Source organism: Nocardia wallacei, assembly GCF_014466955.1.
GTDB classification, from domain to species: domain Bacteria; phylum Actinomycetota; class Actinomycetes; order Mycobacteriales; family Mycobacteriaceae; genus Nocardia; species Nocardia wallacei.
In genome coordinates, this window is sequence record NZ_AP023396.1 from 6048397 (window position 1) to 6069152 (window position 20756).

Annotated in this window: 16 protein-coding genes; 3 read left to right on the forward strand and 13 right to left on the reverse strand. The window is 71.5% G+C overall.

What is annotated here, in order from left to right; translation table 11 throughout:
* Positions 1-30 precede the first annotated feature (30 nt).
* Genes NWFMUON74_RS26825 through NWFMUON74_RS26850 form a run of 6 tightly spaced genes read right to left on the reverse strand, consistent with a single transcriptional unit; the run spans position 31 to position 9267 of the window.
* The gene (locus NWFMUON74_RS26825) at positions 31-978 is read right to left on the reverse strand and encodes a ScbA/BarX family gamma-butyrolactone biosynthesis protein (protein WP_187684546.1); all 948 of its coding nucleotides are present in this window, start codon (positions 976-978) and stop codon (positions 31-33) included.
* Complete coding sequence (locus NWFMUON74_RS26830; RefSeq protein ID WP_187684547.1) at positions 975-1883, reverse strand: nucleoside-diphosphate kinase; 909 nt, start codon at positions 1881-1883, stop codon at positions 975-977. The genes NWFMUON74_RS26825 and NWFMUON74_RS26830 overlap by 4 nt, the downstream gene beginning before the upstream one ends.
* Entirely contained in the window at positions 1880-2968 is a 1089-nt protein-coding gene (locus NWFMUON74_RS26835) for an SDR family oxidoreductase (protein ID WP_187684548.1), read from the reverse strand. The genes NWFMUON74_RS26830 and NWFMUON74_RS26835 overlap by 4 nt, the downstream gene beginning before the upstream one ends.
* Positions 2965-3213: an acyl carrier protein gene (locus NWFMUON74_RS26840; protein WP_187684549.1), complete on the reverse strand. Its 249-nt coding sequence runs from the start codon at positions 3211-3213 to the stop codon at positions 2965-2967. Before NWFMUON74_RS26840 ends, NWFMUON74_RS26835 begins: the two co-directional genes overlap by 4 nt.
* Positions 3210-6599: an AMP-binding protein gene (locus NWFMUON74_RS26845; RefSeq protein ID WP_187684550.1), complete on the reverse strand. Its 3390-nt coding sequence runs from the start codon at positions 6597-6599 to the stop codon at positions 3210-3212. Before NWFMUON74_RS26845 ends, NWFMUON74_RS26840 begins: the two co-directional genes overlap by 4 nt.
* Entirely contained in the window at positions 6589-9267 is a 2679-nt protein-coding gene (locus NWFMUON74_RS26850; protein ID WP_232110613.1) for a phosphoenolpyruvate synthase, read from the reverse strand. The genes NWFMUON74_RS26845 and NWFMUON74_RS26850 overlap by 11 nt, the downstream gene beginning before the upstream one ends.
* 275 nt (positions 9268-9542) lie before the next feature.
* On the opposite strand from NWFMUON74_RS26850, the gene NWFMUON74_RS26855 reads away from it, so the two are divergent.
* From NWFMUON74_RS26855 to NWFMUON74_RS26865, 3 genes are all read left to right on the forward strand, one after another.
* Positions 9543-10247, forward strand: a complete 705-nt coding sequence (locus NWFMUON74_RS26855; protein WP_187684552.1) for an ESX secretion-associated protein EspG — start codon at positions 9543-9545, stop codon at positions 10245-10247.
* A 75-nt stretch (positions 10248-10322) separates the two neighbouring features.
* Complete coding sequence (locus NWFMUON74_RS26860; RefSeq protein ID WP_187684553.1) at positions 10323-10697, forward strand: hypothetical protein; 375 nt, start codon at positions 10323-10325, stop codon at positions 10695-10697.
* Positions 10694-11965, forward strand: coding sequence for a hypothetical protein (locus tag NWFMUON74_RS26865; RefSeq protein ID WP_187684554.1), 1272 nt, complete (start codon positions 10694-10696; stop codon positions 11963-11965). Before NWFMUON74_RS26860 ends, NWFMUON74_RS26865 begins: the two co-directional genes overlap by 4 nt.
* Positions 11966-12199: 234 nt before the next feature.
* Here the strand turns inward: NWFMUON74_RS26865 and proB are convergent, their stop codons facing one another.
* The 7 genes from proB to NWFMUON74_RS26900 form a co-directional block, all read right to left on the reverse strand.
* Complete coding sequence (proB, locus tag NWFMUON74_RS26870) at positions 12200-13327, reverse strand: glutamate 5-kinase (RefSeq protein WP_187684555.1); 1128 nt, start codon at positions 13325-13327, stop codon at positions 12200-12202.
* A 57-nt stretch (positions 13328-13384) separates the two neighbouring features.
* Positions 13385-14845 (reverse strand): GTPase ObgE, encoded by a 1461-nt coding sequence (gene obgE / locus NWFMUON74_RS26875; protein ID WP_187684556.1) that lies wholly within the window; start codon positions 14843-14845, stop codon positions 13385-13387.
* A gap of 99 nt (positions 14846-14944) precedes the next feature.
* Positions 14945-15211 (reverse strand): 50S ribosomal protein L27, encoded by a 267-nt coding sequence (gene rpmA / locus NWFMUON74_RS26880; protein WP_187684557.1) that lies wholly within the window; start codon positions 15209-15211, stop codon positions 14945-14947.
* Positions 15212-15254: 43 nt separating this feature from the next.
* A complete protein-coding gene (rplU, locus tag NWFMUON74_RS26885) occupies positions 15255-15566 on the reverse strand; it encodes a 50S ribosomal protein L21 (RefSeq protein ID WP_040747090.1) in 312 nt (103 codons plus the stop codon).
* Positions 15567-15841: 275 nt separating this feature from the next.
* Positions 15842-19279, reverse strand: a complete 3438-nt coding sequence (locus tag NWFMUON74_RS26890; RefSeq protein WP_425343074.1) for a translation initiation factor IF-2 N-terminal domain-containing protein — start codon at positions 19277-19279, stop codon at positions 15842-15844.
* A gap of 461 nt (positions 19280-19740) precedes the next feature.
* Positions 19741-20157: a nucleoside-diphosphate kinase gene (ndk, locus tag NWFMUON74_RS26895; protein ID WP_187684558.1), complete on the reverse strand. Its 417-nt coding sequence runs from the start codon at positions 20155-20157 to the stop codon at positions 19741-19743.
* 197 nt (positions 20158-20354) lie between these two features.
* A complete protein-coding gene (locus NWFMUON74_RS26900) occupies positions 20355-20744 on the reverse strand; it encodes a DUF4233 domain-containing protein (RefSeq protein WP_187684559.1) in 390 nt (129 codons plus the stop codon).
* Positions 20745-20756 lie beyond the last annotated feature (12 nt).

Consider the following 20756-nt stretch of genomic DNA (forward strand, 5'->3'; position numbering starts at 1 on the left):
GTGCCCAACCCCTTTCACCGCCTACACCGATCACGCCGCGAACTCCAGCTCGATGTGGGCGGCCGCCGCGCCGCACTGCAGCACGTCACATCGAACGGTGTCCGGCGCCGAGCCGACGAGTTCGGCCGTGCACTCGGCGCCGCGGTCCAGCTCCACGAAGCGGTCGAACCGGCTCGCGACCCGCCGCAGCCGGGGTGTGCGCGGCAGCAGCATGGCCACAGCGGTCTGGCGGGCCGCCTCGATAAGCAGGCTACCGGGCACATGGTCGAGCGGATGATCGAACAGGAACGGGTGCGCGGTGTCCGCGGCGAGCGCGGCCGTGGCCGACCCGCCCGCGTGCCGGACCGGCGCGACCACCACATTGCGCCGGTTCTCCCGCCCCACCGCCGCCGCGTCCGCCCGCTCGGTGTGCCGGGTTGCGGTGTGAAAGGGTCCGAGCCCCAGGCTTTCCCGGAACTCGGTACGCGTGCGGGCCCACTGCCGCGGGGTGATCCAGAAGAACGACCCGTCGACGGTCATCATGGGCGTGCCCGCGCACTCGATATCGAGCACCATGTCCAGCCCGCAGACCACCCCCTGCCGCCGGTGCCGGCGGGCGATACCAACGGTCATCACCAGATCGGCGGGCGCCGAGCCGATCGACCACGCGGCGGTATCGGCGGCGGTGCCGTTGAACTCGCGCACGACGAACGCCATATCCTGTGGCACGGCGAAGAATTCGTGCGTGATAGCGATCGCGGCCTGTCGCGCGGCCTCCATCACCAGCAGCGGATCATACTGCGCGACAAGGGGTTCGATGTGATCGCCATAGTAGGCGTGCATGCGCGGCAGCTGCGCGCCCGCCACGAACTCCTCCGGCGACCGCGCGTGCAGCGAGGTGACGAAGACCTCGGAGACCGCGCAGCGGTGCGCCAGCTGCCGGGAGATGGTGCGCAGGTGGCTCGCGGCCTGCACCATCGCGGTGTCCGTCGTCGTCATGGGAGACCCTCCAACCAGTCGGATGCGCCTACCGACCGCAGCGTCTGCGGTCCGGTTCCGGTGCGCATGGGAAGTACCTGGGATCCGAGCACGATCACCGACCACGGATCCATCGCCCGGTCCGCCGCCCAGGCCGCGCGCAGCAGCGCGGCACAGGCTTCGTCGGACTCCGGATCGAAGCCGTCGGGTGGGCCGCCGAGATCGGCCAGGATGCGTTCCACCGCCGCAGCACGCGTGAATTCGCGTGCGGGCGTGCGGGAATAGAGCTCCTCGGCCAGGTCGGCGGCGTGCGCCGAGCACTCCGCGCCGGTGCCGATCTCCGCCAGCACTCGGGAGCGGGCGTGCTCGTCGAAATAGACGGCCAGTTCGCGCAGCACGTCGGCCGGGTCGTCCGGCGAATGCACCAGATTGAGCAGATAGCTGTCGCGGCCGAGCAGGTGACGCAGCTCGCCGGGGCGTCGCTTGCGCGGGTCGGTCGCGCCCTTCGCGGCGGTCAGGCGCACCGGTGTCGGGAGTTCGCCCACCGGTCCGCCGACCACCAGCACGAGGGCATCGGAGATGCCGACGAGCAGATCGGCGAGGCGACGCCGCTCGGGGGAGGCGATATTCCAGGCGTAGTACCACAGGGCCCGCACCAGATGGCGGTTCACCGCCAGGGTATGTGCGCCCACCACCCGGAAGTCGTTGTGGCGCAGCCAGTCCAGCGTGGGACGGACCGCGCGGGCGACGATCGCGTCCGGCTTCAACAGCAGCATCGAGTGCTCACACGCGAACTTCGCGGCGTCCAGCCCGGCCGCGTCGAGCTGTGCCACGGTTTCCTGCACGTAGGTGTCGCCCGCGTAGCACTCCGCCTTCCCGGGCAGCGGCGTGAGCGGGGTCAGCAGGTCACGCAGCGCGGGGATCACCGGCGCTCACCCCCGTCGATTCCGGCGGCCGCGAGGACCTCCTCGATCGAGGGCAGCGGTGTGCTGAGGTACCCCGACTCCAGGCAGTGGTCCAGCAGCACCCGCAGGTATTCCTTGCCGCTCTCCGGCGCCGGACGGCCCAGCAGCGCTTCGGCATTCGCCGTACCGAACCGCACCCGGCGGGCGAAATAACTGGTGTACAGCGCGCCCACGCGCAGGTAGTACTCCCGTTCGACCGGCTCCAGGTCGTCGGCGTCGAACGAGGCCTCCGGCACGAAGGTCGCGACGTGGAACGACGGGTACTCGGCCAGCACGTCCGAGACCTCCCGCAGTGACAGGCTGTCCCGGCCGACCGCGTGGAACGTGCTGCCACACCAGTTTTCGACATCGGTGGTGACCGCGGCGATCACCTCGGCGACGTGATCGACCGGCGCCGGCGCGAGAGTCGCGTCGTAGCGGCCCGGCAGGGACCTCAGTTTGCCTTCCACGATCAGCTTCACCACCGAGTACAGGTTCTTGTAGTCGCGGACCACTCCGGTACCGGTCGCGCCGGTGACGATGCCCGGCCGCACGATCGCCCAGCGCAGCCCCGGGGTACCACGGACGAGCAGCTCGGCGCGGAACTTGCTGTCCTCGTAGCCGTTTCCGAATTGCTGCCCGGCCTCGAGCTCGTCCTCGGCGATCGTCCCGCCGCGCAGGCCGCACACGTAGGCCGTGCTGACGTGCACCAGCGGAACGTCCCAGCGCAGGGCCTGCTCGACGGCGTGTGCCGTGCCACGCACGTTCAGTTCGTCGTACTCCGCGGCGGTGGCGTCGAAGGCCGTGGTGGCCGCCGAGTGCACGAGTACGCCCACCCGTTCCGCCAGCTCGGCCTCGGTCCGCGCGTCCAGGCCGAAGCCCGGTTCGCGGACGTCACCGCGCACCGTCCCGACGCCGTCCACAACGCCGCCGTCGTTGCGCACCAGTGTCGAATTGCGGTGCAGCACAGCGGTGACCGGATTGCCAGCGGCGGCGAGGCGGGCCGCGACCTCGGCGCCGACCAGCCCGGTGGCGCCGGTGATCAGTACCTCCGAGCGGCCCGTCATGACAGGGTCCGCTCGATCAGGGCGATCACGTCGCCGACCCGCAGTACCCCGGCCACCTGCTCGGGCCGGTAACGCGGCAGCCCGAAGGCCCGCTCCAGCACCACGGTCAGTTCCATCAGCCGCAGCGAGTCGAATCCGAGGTCCTCCACGAGGCGCCGATCGTCTTCCGTCTCGCCCGGTTCGGGGGCCATGGCGGCGACGAGCTGCCGGACACGTTGCGCCACATCACTGTGCACGCCGGTCATCGGGGTCCTCCTTCTCGCAGATGCGGTTGCCTGCCGCCGGAGGTGAGCAGATCGCGGGCCTCGTCGAGCGGCAGGTCGGTGTCGAGATAACCGGCGACGCGCAGCCAGTCGTAGCTGATGTCCAGGGTGCGCCGCCACTGCTCCCGAGAGTCGAAGGAGGCCGGGAAGTCGTCACCGCCGACATGGCCGCGCACCCGGGTCACGAGATCGTCCAGCCGAGCCAGCTCGGCCAGGGAGTCGGCACCGGCCGCGAGCGTCCGCGCGAAGTTTACCCGGCTCGCCTCCTCGACCGACCGCAGCAGTTCCCCGCGCAGGGAGGCCGCGCCCGGCAGCAGCCGGGCCAGCGTCGGCACCGGGGCGACGTCCGCGGGCAGTGGATGTATCCCGTACGCGCACAGCACCATTCGAACCGCCATCGCCACCATGCGGTGCGCGGCGATGTCGGCGACGGCGCCCTGCCCGGCCTTCATCGCGCCGACCAGGTCCTCCCGTGCGTTCTCCAGCACCACGTTCGACCACACCAGGTCGAGTGCGCAGGCGGTGAAGCGTTCGGCGGGCAGCGGGGCGAGCGTCGCGATCGCCGCGTCGGCTCGTCCGGCGCCCGACAGTCCCAGCACCGGCAGCGCCGGGGACGGCGCGGGGGTGTACGGGCGCAGCGGCTTGCACATCGCCAGTGCCGGTGTGATCGGGCCGTCACCGCGCCACTGCAGTCCGACCAGTCCCAGCCGCACGAACTCGGCCAGTTCGGGCCCGATGTCGGCGCGCCCCAGCACCTCGCGCAGCGACCGCCGCAGCACCACCGAACGCCACGCGCGACCGCCCGCCTCCGACAGCGCGAACACCTCGCGGTCCGCGCGCAGCACGTGCACTCGCTCGCCGATGCTCCAGGTCGTGACCCCGGGTATCCGCGCCAGTACCACCAGATCCGGATCGTCGGTCACCCCGGTCACACCGAATTCGGCGGCCAGCGCGACGATCTCGGCGACCGTCGCGGATCGCGGCAGCGCGCGGTAGCGGCCGATCAGCTCCGCCGCCCGTGGTCCCGGCGCACCGCTCACCGGACGGGTGAGGATGCGGTCCACTTGTTCGGGCAGCCACTTGGTTTCGATGTAGGTCTCGCCGTACGCGGTGGCCCAGGCCTTGACCGCCTGCAACAGCCCGTCGCGAGCCCAGGCCGCGGCCTCCTCCCGTTCACCGAGGGCGGCCAGGGCGACCGCGTAGCGCAGGGCCTGGCGGGCGCGCGCGGTCCACCATTCGCCGACCTTGCCCGCGAACTCCGAATTCGGCAGCAGGGCAAGCAGTTCGGCGAGTTCCGGGCAGCCGGGGTCGGCGCGCAGGACGGTGGCGCGTAGGAAACGCTGACAGCGGTTGAGCACGTCCTCGTCCAGAGTGGCCGGGTCCGCGGCCTGCGCCACCCGGCGCAACTGCGCGCGCAGCTGGGCCACCGAGCGGGTACGCACCTCCACCCGGCGGCCGTCCAGGAACAGCACCGTGGGCAACGTCGGCAGGTCCTCGTCGCCGGGCGCGACGGCCAGGAAGTCGACATCGGACCCCTCGTTGCCGAAGCCCTCCGCCAGCGAACCCTCGAACAACACCGCCGACCGCTCCGGCACGCTCACCTGGTCCAGGGCGCGGTCGAGCAGCCGCCGGGCCGCGGGGACGGTCAGCACGGGTTCGGGTCGCGCGTCGCCGGGTGAATCCTGCTCGGCATCGGTCGCCTCGTGGGTGACGGCACCCTCGAGTCCGCCGGCACCGAAGAGCTGCCACATGTGCCGCCGCCGCGGTTTGCCACTGGACGTACGCCGGATGAAGCCGCGCGGGCCGGTGACGATTCGCGCGGTCTGGGCCGGGCCGAGCGCGGCCCGCAGCACACTGCGGGCCTGTTCCAGCCATGGGCCGGGCGCGGTCTCGGCGAACAGGACGACACCCTGGGCGCCGGCCTCGGTGAGTGCGACGGCGGCGAGTTTGCCCTTGGTGATACCGGTTTCGCGGGCGACGCGGGATTCGATGTCCTCCATGAACACCGAGCGGCCGCGCACCTTCAGGCTCGAGCCCATCCGGCCGAGCACGAAAACCTCGTCGCGATAGCGGAATCCGGCGTCGCCGGTGTGGAGCCGACCGTTGTCGATGCGGGTGCCGCCCTCGGCGGGCACGGTGTAGCCCAGCGCCACCGAGTCACCGGTGACCACCATCTCCCCCAGCGTGCCGTCCGGCAGCTCGCGGCCGTCCTCGTCGACCACCCGCACCCGCGACTGCGGCGTGGAGAAGCCGAGCCCGGTGATCCAGCCCGGCCCCGCCACCCAGCGGCCGTCGCCGAGTTCGGCCTCGGCCACCGGCCGCACCGGCTGCCCGAACCGCAGGCTCGCACCGTCCAGCCGCAACGCCGTGATCGGCCGATCGCGGGCGGAGGAGGTCACCATCAGCGTCGCCTCGGCCAAGCCGTAGGCCAGCGTATAGGCCCGAGCCGAAAAGCCCTGTGGCCCCGCCAATTCCGCGAACGCGTGCAGATCGGCGACCTCCACCGGTTCCGAGCCCACCGCCAGCGTCCGCCATCCCGACAGGTCCAGCCCGGCCACCTCCTCGGGCGAAATCCGGTGCGCCACATAGCCGAGCGCGAACGACGGCGACGGGGTGTGCTGCGCGTGGGTCATCGCCCGCAGCCACCGCATCGGGTCGCGGATGAACTGGTCCGGCCGCATCAGATACAGGTCGCCCTGATTGGTGACGGTGGTGAAGAACGCGCCCACCAGGCCCATGTCGTGATACAGCGGTAGCCAGGACGCCATCGCCTCGCCGTCGCGCCAGTCCACCAGCCGGGTGATCATCGCGATGTTGTTGGCCAGGTTCCGCCACGACACCCGGACCCCGCGCGGTGTCCCGGTGGAACCTGAGGTGAACTGCAGCAGCGCGCACTCGGCGGGCGCGCCGAAATCACGCTCGGACACCGGTTCCGGATCGTCGGCGAGCACCGGGTCGTCGGTGCGGCCCGCCTCGGCCATGGCCTGGCACACCAGCGGCCGCAGCTCCGCCGCAGTCACCACCAGCCGCGGCCGGGCCTGCCGCAGAATGGCCGCGACATGCGAAATGTACTGGGCGAGATCACCGAAGGTGGGCGGGGCGATCGGGGTGAACACGCCGCCGCACGCCCACACCGCGTAGAACGTCGCGACGCAGGGGAACCCGGTCGGCATGATCACGCACGCGCCCTCGCCGTCGCCCAGTCCGGCGGCACGCAGGCGCGCGGCCACCGCCCAGGCCAGGTCGGCCAGTTCCCGATAGGACCGGAACTCCCAGCCGTCGGCCTCGTCGGCCAGATGAATGCCGGTGTCGGCGGCCGGATTCGCCAGCCAGCCCCGCACCGCGTCGATATCGTTGTCAGCCTGCATGGGGACCGTCTCCTTCGGCCAGTACGGTAACGGTGCCACCGGTGCCGTCGACTCGGATCGACATGCCGGTGCGGAGCATCGTGGTGGCGTCGCGCAGCTGCACGACGGTCGGCACGCCCAGCTCGCGCGCCACGATCGCGACGTGGGTCAGAGGGCTGCCGCGCTCGATCACCAGCGCGGCGGCCGACGGCAGCGCGGCCACCCAGCCGGGATCGGTGCGGTAGGTGACCAGCACGCCGCCCGATACGTCGCGCGGCTGGTCGACCACGACGGCCGGGCCGGTCCCCACCCCGGGGCCCGACGGCGTGCCGGTGAGCACGGCCCCGGCGGTCGCGGCGGGCATGTCTGCGATCGGCACCCAGCCCTGCGCCGCCAGCTCCGCGCGGCCGAAACCCGGTCCGCGCGTGACGAATCGCGAGGGCGCGACGAGCCGGGCATCGGCCGCTCGCTGCTGGGTGCGGGCGGCGATCAGGGCCCGCAGCGAGTCCGTGTCCGCCCCCTCGTAGCAGCCGCGCAACTCCTGCACGGTCAGCTGGAACACATCGGCGAAGTCGTCGATGACGCCGCGCGCGGCCAGATCGCGGCCCATCACCCGGATCATCCGCTTGACCATTCCGAACGCGCGGGTGCGGCAGAACCGCAGCCGCTCGCGGTGCGCGGCGCACCGGCCGACCTTGCGGCGCAACCGTTCGTACAGCGCCCGGCGCACGCCGTGCAGGTGCTCGTCCAGGTAGGTCTCGGCCTCGGTGCCGCGACGCGTCTGCTCCTGCGGCAGGGCGGCGCGCAGCAGCACGAACAGGCTCGCGGGATCCTCGCGCAGATCCGGCGTCTCCAGCTTCAGTTCGTCGATGCTGCGATAGCCGTAGCGCGCGATGTAGTCGTCCACGCGGGCGAGGAAATCGGTCCTCCCCGCGCTCGCCAGTTCGTCTCGAACGCCTTCCGGCGCAGTCGTTTCGACGAGGGCGCGCAGTTCCGGGTCGGCGCGCACGACCTCCGCCAGCGCCGCCATGGCGCGCGCCGGTTCGGCCGACTCCACCTCCTCGCCCGGGCCGGCGACCGCGTACAGGAACCACTCCGGCGCCTTGGGCAGCAACAGTTTGGTCAGCACGTAGAGCAGGCCGGTGAGGGTCAGCAGCATCGCGTCCAGCACCATCATCGGGCCCCAGCGCCGGACCAGTTCCCGGTCCAGCCGTCGGTAGCGGGCGTAGGCCTGCTCACCGGTCAGCGCGGTGTCGTCGACCGTGTCGAATTCGTCGTAGACGCGGTAGAACTCGGCCAGGAACCGCCGCATCATGGCGTCGATGCCCACGACGCGCCGCACGTAGACCGCCGTGGTCACCGTGCGCGACCACAATCGGGCGAGCGGATTGCCGAAGGTGAAGGGGCGCAACGTCTTCGCGAGGTCGTCGGACAGCGGCTCGGCGACGCCCAGGGCCGCCTCCAGCACCCGGCGGTTGAGCGGGTAGCCGGGGGCGATGCCTACCATCCGGTACCAGTGCAGCAGGTTGTAGTAGACGCGGCCGTGGAAGCAGCCGAGCAGCACGCCGGTCCAGTCGTCGGTCTGGCGCAGCTGCCGCGGCGGCACCCGCAGCGACTCCGCGTAGCCGCGGTAGACCCGGCCGTAGATGTCGGCGGCGGTGGTGAACGTCAGCGGCGAGGTGATGCCGTTGAAGCTCTCGAGGATGTTGGAGTTGTCCCAGATGCGCAGCTCATCGGGGCCGAGCCGCTCCCCCGCGCCACGGAGCTGGGCCCCCACCGGGGTGGTGATCGGGCGGGCCTGCAGTACCCACAGCCCGTCGGCGTCGGCAGCCCATTCGATGTCCTGCGGCCCGCCCAGCGCCGCCTCCACCCGGCGGCCCAGTTCGACCAACTCGCTCAGCTCGGCGTCCGACAGCACCGGCGCGTCGCGCTGCTGCTGCGGCACCGGGACCTCGACGCAGCCGTGCTCGCCGTCGGGCCGGACGGCGGTGGTCTTCTCGCCGTGCACCGATTCCACGACCGTGCCCGAAAGCTTGTCGACTACAAGGGAATCCGCGTCCACCGCGCCCGAGACCAGTCCCTCGCCCAGGCCGTAGACCGCGCCGACGACCAGTTCGTCCGGTGCGCCGGTCATCGGGTTCGCGGTGAACAGCACCCCGCTCGTCCGCGCCTCGACCAGGCGTTGCAGCACCACCGCCGGAACGCCCGGCAGCGGCAGGCCGTGAGCGAACGCGTAGCGGATCACCCGCTCGGCGAACGCCGAGGCCCAGCAGTCGCGCACGGCGGCGGCCACCGCCTCGACGCCTCGCCGGTTGAGAAACGAATCGAACTGCCCGGCAAAGGAATAGGCCGCACCGTCCTCGGCGGCCGCCGAGGAGCGCACCGCGATCGCCGCCGCGCCGAACCGCGCGCAGGCGGCCGCTACCCGGTCGGTGACCTCCGGCGGCAGTGGCGCCGCGGCGATCCGCTCGCGCAGCGCGGCGCCGCGCCGCAGGGCCTCCTCGACCTCGGCCGACTGCGCGAACTCCGCTGCCGCCGTGACCAACTCGTCGCCGAGCCGATCGAACAACCCGGCCTCCAGTACCACCCACTCCGGTACCCGAAACCCATTCTCCCGCAATCGCCACAGCCCACGCGCCTTACCTCCGCCGGCCTCGGCACCCTCGGTGTCGGGACTCACTACCTGCACACACCCTCCCGTCGCTGACGCGGCACCGCCTGCGTGGCGGTCTCGCCACGAGTACATCCGACATACCCGGCCTTCGGGCGGTTCCTCACTCGGAACGACCTCGAATTCGCTGGTGCGCAGGCGGACACCACGGTGATGCTGGGATATAGGCTCGGTATCCGGAGGTGTTAACGGGTATCTCCGCGGATCGCGGATTCGGTATCGCCTGGCCGCCCGCACGGGGCCGGGCTAGGCTACGAGGCGCTCGTGACCATCGGCGAAGGGTGTTTGTCGGCGTGAGTTGGTCTTTCACACCGGACGAGTTCGCACACATCTGGCGCGAGACCGACCTGGATCGGCACCCGTTCCCGCTGCGGATCCTGGAAACTCCGCGCACCGAGGACGAGGCCGCCGCGCTGCGGCGCACCCTCGAGGCCCGCCTGCCGCTGCGCGCCGACCCCGACCTGTCCGCCTGCCTGCGCATTCTCGCCCGGCCGCAGACCCGGGTGGTGGCCCTCGGCGGCGGGCACGCGCCCGGCAGCGAGATCCGGGTGCTCGGCGCGGCCGTCTACGACCACGCCGTGCTCGCCGTGCAGGAACCCGGCGGCAGTCCCGGCTTCGGCGGCAACGTGCGCATCTCCATCGGCCACAGCGCCAAGCTGGGTGCGCGAATCGCGGCGCTGCTGCCCGAGACGCCACCGGGCCGGGAGCCCGCGCGGTCGGCGCCCGCGGCCGCGGTCCGCGACGAGGAGACGGTAGCGGCCACGCAGCCGCCGGTCCCGCGCATCCGGCGGCTGCTGCTGCGGCCGCACACGGCCGAGGGGCATATCCGCATCGAGGCGGCCCTGGACCGGGACAACCCGCCCACGCCGGTCTACTACACCTGGATCGACGTCGCCGACGACGGCCGCTACCTGATCCGCGCCGGTGCCGAGGTGCATGTCGTTCCCGCCTCCGCGCAGCAGCTCGCCACCCACCTACAGAAAAGGATTGCGAGGTGAACCGGCCGCACGGCTGACCGGGACGCTCCCGACCGATTAGGCTGGGTCACGACCGACCGATCAGAGGGGGTGCGCATGACGATCGAGGCGAGTCAGGCCGACATCGCCAAGTTCCTGGACGCGGCGCAGCACGGCTCGGTCCGGTTCGACCCGGCAGCGGCGCGCCGGTGCGCGGAACTCTACGACCAGCAGATCGCCCGGCTGCGGCACCTGCAGCAGCGCCTGGAATCGGTGTCGCAGCTGCACGGCTTCGGCGGCTTCTTCTCCGCGGAACAGCTGCAGGCGGGGTTCTCGCGCAAGGCCCGCGACGCCTCCGAGCTGCTCGACCGGCACATCGCCGCCTCCTATCGGATGAAGGAGGGCTTCCTGATCAGCGCGGGGCTGTACGAGGAGGCCGATGCCGCGCACGCCGCCGCGCTGCGCGCGGTCTCGTCGAGGCTGTCGCGATGACCACGGAATTCCGGTACGGACCGCAGCCGCGCCGCAACGACCCGGACTACATCAGCGCGATGGAGCATTTCGAGTCGCTGACCCACGAGCAGATCCACGCCGGCACCCAGCGGATCGACGCCGGTGAGATCCTGCAGGCCTCGCTGGTGTGGCTGGAGGCGGCGGGCACCCTCACCACCTCCATGCCCCTGACCCGCAACGAGGTCGACCGGGCGATGAACGGCGCGGCCTGGCAGGGCGCGGCCGCCGACGCCGCCGACGCCTGCACCCGCGGCCTGGCCGAATCCGTCGAGGAGCTGGCCGCGATCATGGGCGAGGTCGGCGCCCGCCTCGGCGCGCTCGCGGCCGCGGCCGAAGCGGTGAAGCTCGCCGTCGTACCTCCCGGCAGCTCCGGCCCGATCGGCACCATCGCCCGAATCCTGGAAGCGGCACACGTCCTCGACGCCCAGCTGGCCCAGGAGGCCCTCCGCCAAGAGGCGCTGCTGGCCATGAACATGATCTACAAGCCCGCCTACACCGCCGCGGGCACCGCAGTACCGGCCCTCCCCGACTCCCCCGCCCTCCCGGGCGGCGCTCCCGAATCTTCCCACACGAAACCTGCTGCCCCACAATACCTTCCACAGCAGGATTCGTCCCCGAACTCGGCTCCACCGCAGGATTCGTCCCCCCACACCGAACCACCACAGGGAGCGCCCCCGCATACCGCACCACCACAGGAACCCGCCCCCGACACCGCACCACCGCAGGGACCGCCACCGCATACCGCACCACCACAGGCCCCGGCTCCGCACACCGCACCGCCGCAAGGACCGGCCCCGCACACCGCACCGCCGCAGGGCTCGGTGCCACCGGACTCCGGTCCCGGTCCGAGCGCGCAGCCGCCGACGCCGCAACCGCAGCCGGATTCCCCCGCTCCCGGCCAGCAGGCGCCCCCGCCGCCCCAATCCTCCACGCCCACAACACCTCCGCCGCCTGCCACACCCGCGCAACCGGCGCCCACACCCGAGCACGCCCCCGCTCCGCCTCCGGCCGCCCCCGCTCCGCCTCCGGCCGCCACAGCTCCGCCACCCGCCACACCGTCACCATCCCCGCTACCTCCGCCTCCCGAGCCCGTCCCGGCCCCACCTCCGCACACGCCCCCGCCACCGCTGGAGCCCGGCCCACCCCTCTCCGACGAAGAAGGCCAGCCCGGCATCACCGGTCCCATCCCGGACACCTCCAGCCCCACCACCCCCGAACAACCCGGAGTCAGCCCGCCTGCCCGCTGATCAGTTCGCCTGCGGTCACTGCCGTGATACCGCGACCGGTATCACGGCAGGTATCAGTTGCCAGCGGGGTATGCGGTGGCTTTCGCAGTGCGCTTGCCGGAAGAACTCGACCATTGGCTGGCCCGCCGGACCAACCGTGAACACGCCAACCTGATACAGCGACTGAGCGACGCGTGAGCATTCGCTACCTGAGCGCCGAAGATACCGTGGCCCTCGGTCGCGCGACGATCCCGACTACACCTTCACCAAGTCGTCCGCGTGAATGACGGGGCGCTGCATGCCTTCCGGGAGTTCGGAGGTGGAGCGGCCGACCATGGTCTGTAGTTCGGTGCTGTCGTACTCGGCGACGCCGCGGGCTACCACGTGCCCGTCGGGGTCGACCAGGTCGATGACGTCGCCGCCATGGAAGCGGCCGCGGACGCCGGTGATGCCGGCGGCCAGCAGGGAGCGGCGGCATTGGGCGACGGCCTGCACCGCGCCCTCGTCGAGGAGTACCGCGCCGCGGCTGTCGGCGGCGTGCCGGACCCAGAACTTGCGGGCGGACAACCGGACCGGGCGGGCGGCGAAAGCGGTACCCACGGAGGCGCCGGTGAGTGCGGCGGCGGCATCGGTCGCGGCAGCGAGCAATACCGGCACTCCGGCGTCGGCGGCGAGGCGCGCCGCCGACAGCTTCGACGCCATGCCGCCGGTGCCCAGCGCGCCGCCGCTACCCGCTATCACGCCGTCCAGGTCGGCGCTGCTGCGCACCTCGGGGATGAATTTCGCGGCGCCCTTGCGGGGGTCGCCGTCGTAGAGGCCGTCCACGTCCGACAGCAGCACCAGCGCATCCGCGCCGACCAGATGCGCGACCAGCGCCGCCAGCCGATCGTTGTCGCCGAAGCGGATTTCCTCGGTGGCGATGGTGTCGTTCTCGTTGACCACCGCGATCGCGTGCAGCGACCGCAGCCGATCCAGGGTGCGCTGGGCATTGCGGTGATGCTCGCGGCGGGAGAAGTCCCCGGCGGTCAGCAGCACCTGACCGACGGTCCGCCCGTACCGCGCGAACGACGTCCCCCAGGCGTGCGCCAGCGCCAGCTGACCGACGCTGGCCGCCGCCTGCTTGGTCGCCAGATCCCTTGGCCGCGAAGACAATTTGAGCGGCGCGATACCCGCGCCGATGGCGCCCGAGGACACCACGACCACATCGGATCCGGCCCGCATCCGCGCCTCGACCGCGTCGGCCAGCTTGTCCAGCCGCTCGGTATCGAGACCGCCCGCCAGACTGGTCAGCGCCGAGGACCCGATCTTCACCACCACACTGCGCGCGGTCGCGACCGCCTCGCGCGCGGCACTGGTCTCCCGGCCCGAATCAACCTGCGTCATAACAGAACTCACTCCACAACACCGAACATCGTTGCGCCGCGGTACCGTTCGACGGCCTCATCGGCCGTCCTCGTCCTCCGAGACCAGGCCGCGCCGCACCCGGGAGGCGTGCTTGCGCTCGGCCGCCGAGATGCGTTCGGTCTGATCGAGCCGGGGATCGGTACCGCGGCCGGTCATCACCAGATCCACACCGGCGGAGATCTGCGGTTCCCAGTCGAAGCTGATGTCGCCGATGGTGACCGGCGCGCCGGGCTCGGCGCCCAGCCGCTCCAGCTCGGCCTCCACGCCGAGGCGGGCCAGCCGGTCGGCCAGGTAGCCGACGGCCTCATCGTTGTCGAACTGCGTCTGGCGCACCCAGCGTTCCGGGCGCTCGCCGCGCACGATGAAGCCGCCCTCGACCTCCGGGTCGACGGTCACCGTGAAGCCGCTCTCGCCACGCACCACCGGCCGGATGACCGGGCGCTTGGGCGCCGCCTTCGGATGCGCCTGCCGGTACTCGCGAATCAGTTCGGCCAGCGCGAAGGTCAACTGGCGCAAGCCTTCCCGGCTCACGGCCGAGATCCGGAACACGGGCCAGCCGCGCTCGGCGAACTCCGGGGTCACCAGTTCGGCCAGTTCCTCGGCGTCGGGGATGTCGACCTTGTTGAGGATCACCACGCGCGGCCGGTCGGCCAGATCGCCGAGACCCGCATCCGCTTGCAGCGCGGGCCGATACGCGGCCAGCTCCGCCTCCAGGGCGTCCACGTCCGACACCGGATCGCGGCCGGGCTCGAGGGTCGCGCAGTCCACCACGTGCGCCAGCACCGCGCACCGCTCCAGGTGCCGCAGGAAGTCCAGGCCCAGGCCGCGGCCCTCACTCGCTCCCGGAATCAGGCCGGGCACGTCGGCGATGGTGAAGGTGGTGTCACCGCTGGACACCACACCCAGGTTGGGCACCAGCGTGGTGAAGGGGTAGTCGGCGATCTTCGGCTTGGCGGCGGACAGCACCGACACCAGCGACGACTTCCCGGCCGAGGGGAACCCGACGAGCCCGACATCGGCGACCGATTTCAGCTCGAGAACGAGATCGCGCTCCTCGCCCTCCTCGCCGAGCAGCGCGAAGCCGGGCGCCTTGCGTGCCCGCGACACCAGGGCCGCGTTGCCGAGTCCGCCGCGGCCGCCGCGGGCCGCGACGAATCGGGTGCCCGCACCGATCAGATCCGCGAGGACGTCGCCGTCCGGGCCGATCACCACGGTTCCGTCCGGGACCTTCAGCAGCAGCTCACCGCCCTGCTTGCCGTTGCGGTTGCCGCCCTCGCCGGGCTTGCCGTTGCCCGCCTTGGCGTGCGGGTGGAAGTGGAAGTCCAGCAGGGTGTGCACGTTGGGATCGACCTCGAGGATCACGTCCCCGCCGTTGCCCCCGTCGCCGCCGTCGGGCCCGCCCAGCGGCTTGAACTTCTCCCGATGCACCGAGGCGCACCCGTGCCCGCCCTTACCGGCGCGCACATGCAGCACGACGCGATCGATGAACTTGGACATATTCCTGATCATCCTCCTTCTCGAATGGTCGGCTGCAAACAGAAAACGGGCCAGGGTGTTTGTCACCCTGACCCGCTTCGAAGTGTGGTGGAAGGCGGCTCAGGCCTGCGCCGGCTCCGGGACCACGATGTTGACGGTCTTGCGGCCGCGCTTGGTGCCGAACTTGACCGCGCCCGCCTCGAGGGCGAACAGCGTGTCGTCGCCGCCACGGCCGACGTTCACACCCGGGTGGAAGTGCGTGCCGCGCTGCCGGACCAGGATCTCGCCGGCCTTGACGGTCTGGCCGCCGAAGCGCTTCACGCCGAGCCGCTGGGCATTCGAGTCGCGACCGTTACGAGAGCTGGACGCACCCTTCTTATGTGCCATGGTTGTTGAACTCCTCGTACATGGGGGGAAACCCCGTAGTCGCTTACTTGATGCCGGTGACCTTCAGGACCGTCAGCTTCTGACGGTGGCCCTGACGCTTGTGGTAGCCGGTCTTGTTCTTGAACTTGTGGATGCGGATCTTCGGGCCCTTGGTCTGCTCGACGACCTCGGCGGACACCGACACCTTGGCCAGCTTGTCCGCGTCGGTGGTCAGCTCGGAGCCGTTGACGACCAGCACCGGCGCCAGCGACACCGCGGCGCCCGGCTCACCCTCGATCTTCTCGACCTTCACCAGGTCACCGACCGCGACCTTGTACTGCTTTCCGCCGGTCTTGACGATCGCGTACGTTGCCATCGGTCGGCTACCCTCTTCCTCTACTAGTGCTCGGCACTTTGCTCATGCGGCGACTCCCGGTCGACAACCGGAGACCGCCGTAGGTCTGGTCTGGTAATCACGCTGCTTCCGCGCCTGCGCTTCGAGAAGCGCCACAGCTTTCAGGTGACACAGCGCAATGCTGTCACCGAGCAGCGACTGGCCAAGATTACAGGACCCGCACCCGCCCGGCCAAACCGGGGTCCCGGCGGATCGAAGCGGGCCCGCACCGATCGGCGCGGGCCCGCCTGCGAATCTCAGTTCGGCTGTTCCGGCGCTCCCGCGGCCCGCCCGGCGGACCGGCGGCGCGGACGGCTGCGCGGCTCGACCGGAGCGGCGGGGATATCGGTGAAGTCCACGGTCGGCTGCTCCTGCTCCGCACTGGAGAGCACGAACACCGCCGCCTGACTGTCGGTGCTGAGCGCCGCGCCGGTGCGCGCCACCCGGCGACGCCCCCGGCGCGTGGCCTGGGCACCGGTCTGCTCACCGGCAAGAGCCGCACCGGCGACTCCGGCCGCGGTCTCGTCGGAAACCCCGGCGCCACCGGTCGCGTCGGCCGCGGCGCCGCCGACGGCAGCAGCCGCGGCATCCACATCAGCGGATTCGGCATCGGTGGATTCGGCCGCCGCGACGCCGGACTCGACCGTCTCGGGCTCGGCCCCCGAAGTCACGACGGACTCCGGCGCCGCACCGGACACTGCCGGAGTTTCGGACGCCACATCGGATTCGGCCGCTGCGGCCTCGCCTGCCGTCGAACTCGGGGCCTCAGCGGCGTTCGCCTCGGCCCGAAGTGCGGCCGACCGGCTGCCACGCCGGGCCCGCCGCCGCGACCGACCGGGCGTTCCCTCTTCCGAGCCCGCCCGATCGGCGGCCCGGCCCGTGCTCGAATCCGCCTGCGCCGCAGTCGAAGCCACCACCTCGAGATCGGCCTCGGCGGCTTCCTGCACCGCTTCCGCGGCCGCCACCGCGACCTCGGCCTCGGCGGTCGCCACCGAGGCGGCCTCCTCGGCCTGATGCGCGGCCATCGCCAGCGCCACCGGGTGCGCCCGCTTGGCGGCCGCGTCCTCCTCGGAATGCGGCTCGGCCGATACGGCGGTGCCGTTGGTGGCGGGCACGGCCGGGACGGGCGCCGGCGCCTTGTCCTTACGACGGCGCCGACCCTCGCGGCGCCCGCTGCTCTCCTCCGCGGCCGGGGTCTCGACCGGATAGTTGTGCACCAGGATGCCGCGTCCGTGGCAGTGCTCGCAGGTGGTGGAGAACGCCTCGACCAGACCGGTGCCCAGCTTCTTGCGGGTCATCTGCACCAGCCCCAGCGATGTCACCTCGGACACCTGGTGCCGGGTGCGGTCGCGCCCCAGCGCCTCGGTCAGGCGGCGCAGCACCAGATCCCGGTTCGACTCGAGCACCATGTCGATGAAGTCGACGACGATCATGCCGCCGATGTCGCGCAGGCGCATCTGCCGCACGATCTCCTCGGCCGCCTCCAGGTTGTTGCGAGTGACCGTCTCTTCCAGGTTGCTGCCACCCGCGCCGGTGAACTTTCCGGTGTTGACGTCGATGACGGTCATGGCCTCGGTGCGGTCGATGACCAGGGTGCCGCCGGAGGGCAGCCACACCTTGCGGTCGAGCGCCTTGGCCAGTTGCTCATCGATGCGGAAGCTGCCGAAGACGTCGACGTTCGGGTTCTCGTGCCGCTCGACGCGGGCCAGCAGGTCCGGCGCCACCGTGCGGATGTAGTTCTCCACGGTGGTCCAGGACCGGTCGCCCTCGATGACCAGTTTGGAGAAGTCCTCGTTGAACAGGTCGCGGATCACCTTGACCAGCAGGTCGGGCTCCTCGTAGAGCGTCTTCGGCGCTCCCGAGCCGTTCTTGGACTGCTCCTCGATGGTCTTCCAGGTGGCCTGCAGCCGCTCCACGTCGCGGGCCAGCTCGGTCTCGGCGACGCCCTCGGACGCGGTGCGGATGATGACCCCGGCGTCCTGCGGCACGATGTCGCGCAGGATCTCCTTGAGCCGCTTGCGCTCGGTGTCGGGCAGCTTGCGGCTGATACCGGTGGACGAGCCGCCCGGCACGTACACCAGGAAGCGACCGGCCAGCGAGATCTGCGTGGTCAGCCGGGCGCCCTTGTGCCCGACCGGGTCCTTGGAGACCTGCACCAGCACGGTGTCGCCGGGCTTGAGCGCCTGCTCGATCTTGCGCTCCTTGCCGCCGAGCCCGGCGGCCTCCCAGTTCACCTCGCCCGCGTACAGCACGCCGTTGCGGCCGCGCCCGATGTCGACGAACGCGGCCTCCATGCTGGGCAGCACGTTCTGCACCTTGCCCAGGTACACGTTGCCGACCATGGACGCCTGGCCACTGCTGGTCACGAAGTGCTCGACGAGGATGTTGTCCTCGAGCACGGCGACCTGGACGGTGGCGGCCGGATGTTCGGGGAAGGTCTTCTCGCGCACCACCATGACCCGGTCCACCGATTCGCGGCGAGCCAGGAACTCCGACTCGGTCAGGATCGGCGGGCGGCGGCGGCCGGCCTCGCGCCCGTCGCGGCGGCGCTGTCGCTTGGCCTCGAGCCGCGTGGAGCCGGTGATGCCCTGCACCTCGTCGCCGGAACCGCGGCGCTTGTTGCGCGGCTCGCGCTCGTGCACGACGGTGTTCGGCGGATCGTCCTCGCTCGCCTCGGGCTCGGCGTCCTCGCCCGCCTTGCGGCGACGGCGACGGCGACGGCGGCGGCTGGAGCCCTCCGGCACGGCGTCGCCGTCATCGGACCCGTTCTCGGCGGACTCGTCGTCCTCGGCGGCGGAATCGGACTCGGACTCGGAGTTCTGGTCGTCCTCGGCCTCGTCGTCCTGGTCGCTGTGCTGTTCGCCACGACCGCGACCGCGGCCGCGGCGGCCCCGGCGACGGCGGCGGGAGCGATTGCTGTCGTCACCGTCGTCGCGGGACTGGTCGTCGTCCCACGCGTTCCCGGCGTCGTCGGCATCGGTGTCGGCGTCTTCGGCCCGCTGTTCGGCCGGTCTGCTCGGCTCTTCCGGGGCGGGCCGGTCGGCCTCGGCCTCCTCGACCGGCGCGGCCTTCGCTTCCGCGGGCGGGGACTGCCGCTCGGCGCGCAGCTTGCGCCGCATCTCCTGGGCGGCGGTCGCGTCGGGCGGCAGGAACAGCGGGGCGGCCACCACCGCGGGCGGCTCGAAGGCGACGGGTTCGGGAGCGGGCGGTTCGGGGGCGTGGAAGGGGCTGGTGAACAGCGACTGCCGCAGCGGGCGATCCGGGACGGCCAGCGTCTCGGCCGTCTCCGACGAGGGGTCGGCGGACTCCGCGTCACCGCTCGCTGCCGCCGTGCCGACGGATACCGCGGTCCGCGTCGACGCCTCCGAGCGCTCCGGCTCGGCGGGCTCCGCGGTATCGGCAGGCGCGGCGTCCTCGGCGGCCGGGGCGCTGCTCGACTCGGACGTCTCGGGGACGAGCGCCTCCCGCACCGATTCGGCCACCCTGCGGTCCAGGCTGGACTGCGCGCTGCGGGCCTCGGCGCCCAGTTCGGTCAGGTGGGCCAGAATGCGTTTGCTGGTGGTGCCGAGCAGTTTCGCCAGCGCATGGACCCGGATACGTTCGGGCAACTGCGCCGCCTCCCCTGCCCCGGCCGCCTCGTCAGAAGCGGATTCACCATTACTTTTCGACGTTCCCAGCGGCTCTTGATCGGCCACGAAATCTCCTCGGGCCCCCGGGCGCGTCCCTCCCGTACGGGGAGGTGACGCGGCCGACGCGGGGGCACTGTTCGTTCGCCTCACGCCGCGGGGGCGCGAGGTCCAATGGTCTCGCCCCGCGTGCCCCGTTATCACCTTGTCGTTCGTCGGTCGGCTAACTGGTCACGCGGCGCCTGGCTGTTGGCTTCAACACCGGATGCGAGCGCTCATCCAGCGTGCCCACCGGATGGCCGAGTCTTGGTAACCGTCCGTGGGCAGCGATGATCGGCGTCGTACCGCGGTGCCATGGCCGCGACCGCCACCTGCCGCAAACGGCGGGCGTCGATCACTTCCACAGCCAGTATCCCACACCGTGCGCCGGGCATTCGCCATCGACGTACTGCCGCGGCGGCGCACGGGCCCCGCGAACCCCGCCGAGCTCCGGCGGGGTGGCGGCGCCGGGCACGGTGTTCCGGGCGGTCCTACTGGGGAAGCTCGGGGAACCAGAGCGCGATCTCGCGCTTGGCGGATTCGGGCGAGTCGGAGCCGTGGACGAGGTTGTACTGGGTCTCGAGCGCGAAGTCGCCGCGGATGCTGCCCGGCACCGCCTTCTCGACCGGATCGGTGCCGCCGGCGATCTGCCGGAAGGCGCTGATCGCCCGGGGCCCCGCGAGGACCGCCGCCACGACCGGGCCGGAGGTGATGAACTCGATCAGGGAGCCGTAGAACGGCTTCTCGGCGTGCTCGGCGTAGTGGGCCGCGGCCAGCTCCTCGGACACCGTCTTCAGTTCCAGCGCCGCGACCTTCAGTCCCTTGCGCTCGATGCGGGTGATGACCTCACCGATCAGCCCCCGGGCCACGCCGTCGGGCTTGATGAGTACCAACGTCTGCTCAGTCACGGCGACACTCTAGCTGTGTTGTCTGGCGGCGCCTTCGGCGCCGCGGGTTCGCGGCCCCCTGTGGCTCGGTTTTCAGCGGACGAGACTCGCGCTTCGCGCATGCGCTTCGTCCGCTGAAAACCGAGCCGGGCCGCGAACCGTACCGGCTGGCCTTGGGCGGATGGTCTTTGGACGGATGGTCTTTGGACAGATCGGCTTCAGGCTCGCTGGCTCGGGAGGAGGCCCTGGTCCATGCGGCGGCGGACATCGGAGCGCAGGACGAGGATGAAGGCCCAGACCGCGGCGAAGACTACGCCGATCACGAAGATCGAAATATGGATGAAGCCACCCAGCAGGAGCAATACCTGTAGGCCGAGGTTGAATGGCAGTGCCCACGACCGCCGTTGCAGGCCCGCCCCGAGGATCATCAGTACGGCCAGGCCCACCAGGCACGCCACCGACCACCAGGCCAGGCCGCCGCCGACCGATGCCACCACCGGCAGTGCCAGCAGGACGGTGATCGCCTCCAGCACCAGCGCACCGGCCATCACGCCGCGCAGGCCCTTCCACGGATCGGCCGCGGGCGGCGGGACTTCCTGATCACTCATGGTTGTGCCTGC

What these genes read in the sequence shown, in the direction of transcription:
- NWFMUON74_RS26825 (WP_187684546.1), bottom strand. Translation starts at nt 978, where the DNA reads ATGACGACGACGGACACCGCGATGGTGCAGGCCGCGAGCCACCTGCGC.
- NWFMUON74_RS26835 (WP_187684548.1), bottom strand. Translation starts at nt 2,968, where the DNA reads ATGACGGGCCGCTCGGAGGTACTGATCACCGGCGCCACCGGGCTGGTC.
- NWFMUON74_RS26840 (WP_187684549.1), bottom strand. Translation starts at nt 3,213, where the DNA reads ATGACCGGCGTGCACAGTGATGTGGCGCAACGTGTCCGGCAGCTCGTC.
- NWFMUON74_RS26845 (WP_187684550.1), bottom strand. Translation starts at nt 6,599, where the DNA reads ATGCAGGCTGACAACGATATCGACGCGGTGCGGGGCTGGCTGGCGAAT.
- NWFMUON74_RS26860 (WP_187684553.1), top strand. Translation starts at nt 10,323, where the DNA reads ATGACGATCGAGGCGAGTCAGGCCGACATCGCCAAGTTCCTGGACGCG.
- NWFMUON74_RS26865 (WP_187684554.1), top strand. Translation starts at nt 10,694, where the DNA reads ATGACCACGGAATTCCGGTACGGACCGCAGCCGCGCCGCAACGACCCG.
- proB (WP_187684555.1), bottom strand. Translation starts at nt 13,327, where the DNA reads ATGACGCAGGTTGATTCGGGCCGGGAGACCAGTGCCGCGCGCGAGGCG.
- obgE (WP_187684556.1), bottom strand. Translation starts at nt 14,845, where the DNA reads ATGTCCAAGTTCATCGATCGCGTCGTGCTGCATGTGCGCGCCGGTAAG.
- rpmA (WP_187684557.1), bottom strand. Translation starts at nt 15,211, where the DNA reads ATGGCACATAAGAAGGGTGCGTCCAGCTCTCGTAACGGTCGCGACTCG.
- rplU (WP_040747090.1), bottom strand. Translation starts at nt 15,566, where the DNA reads ATGGCAACGTACGCGATCGTCAAGACCGGCGGAAAGCAGTACAAGGTC.
- NWFMUON74_RS26900 (WP_187684559.1), bottom strand. Translation starts at nt 20,744, where the DNA reads ATGAGTGATCAGGAAGTCCCGCCGCCCGCGGCCGATCCGTGGAAGGGC.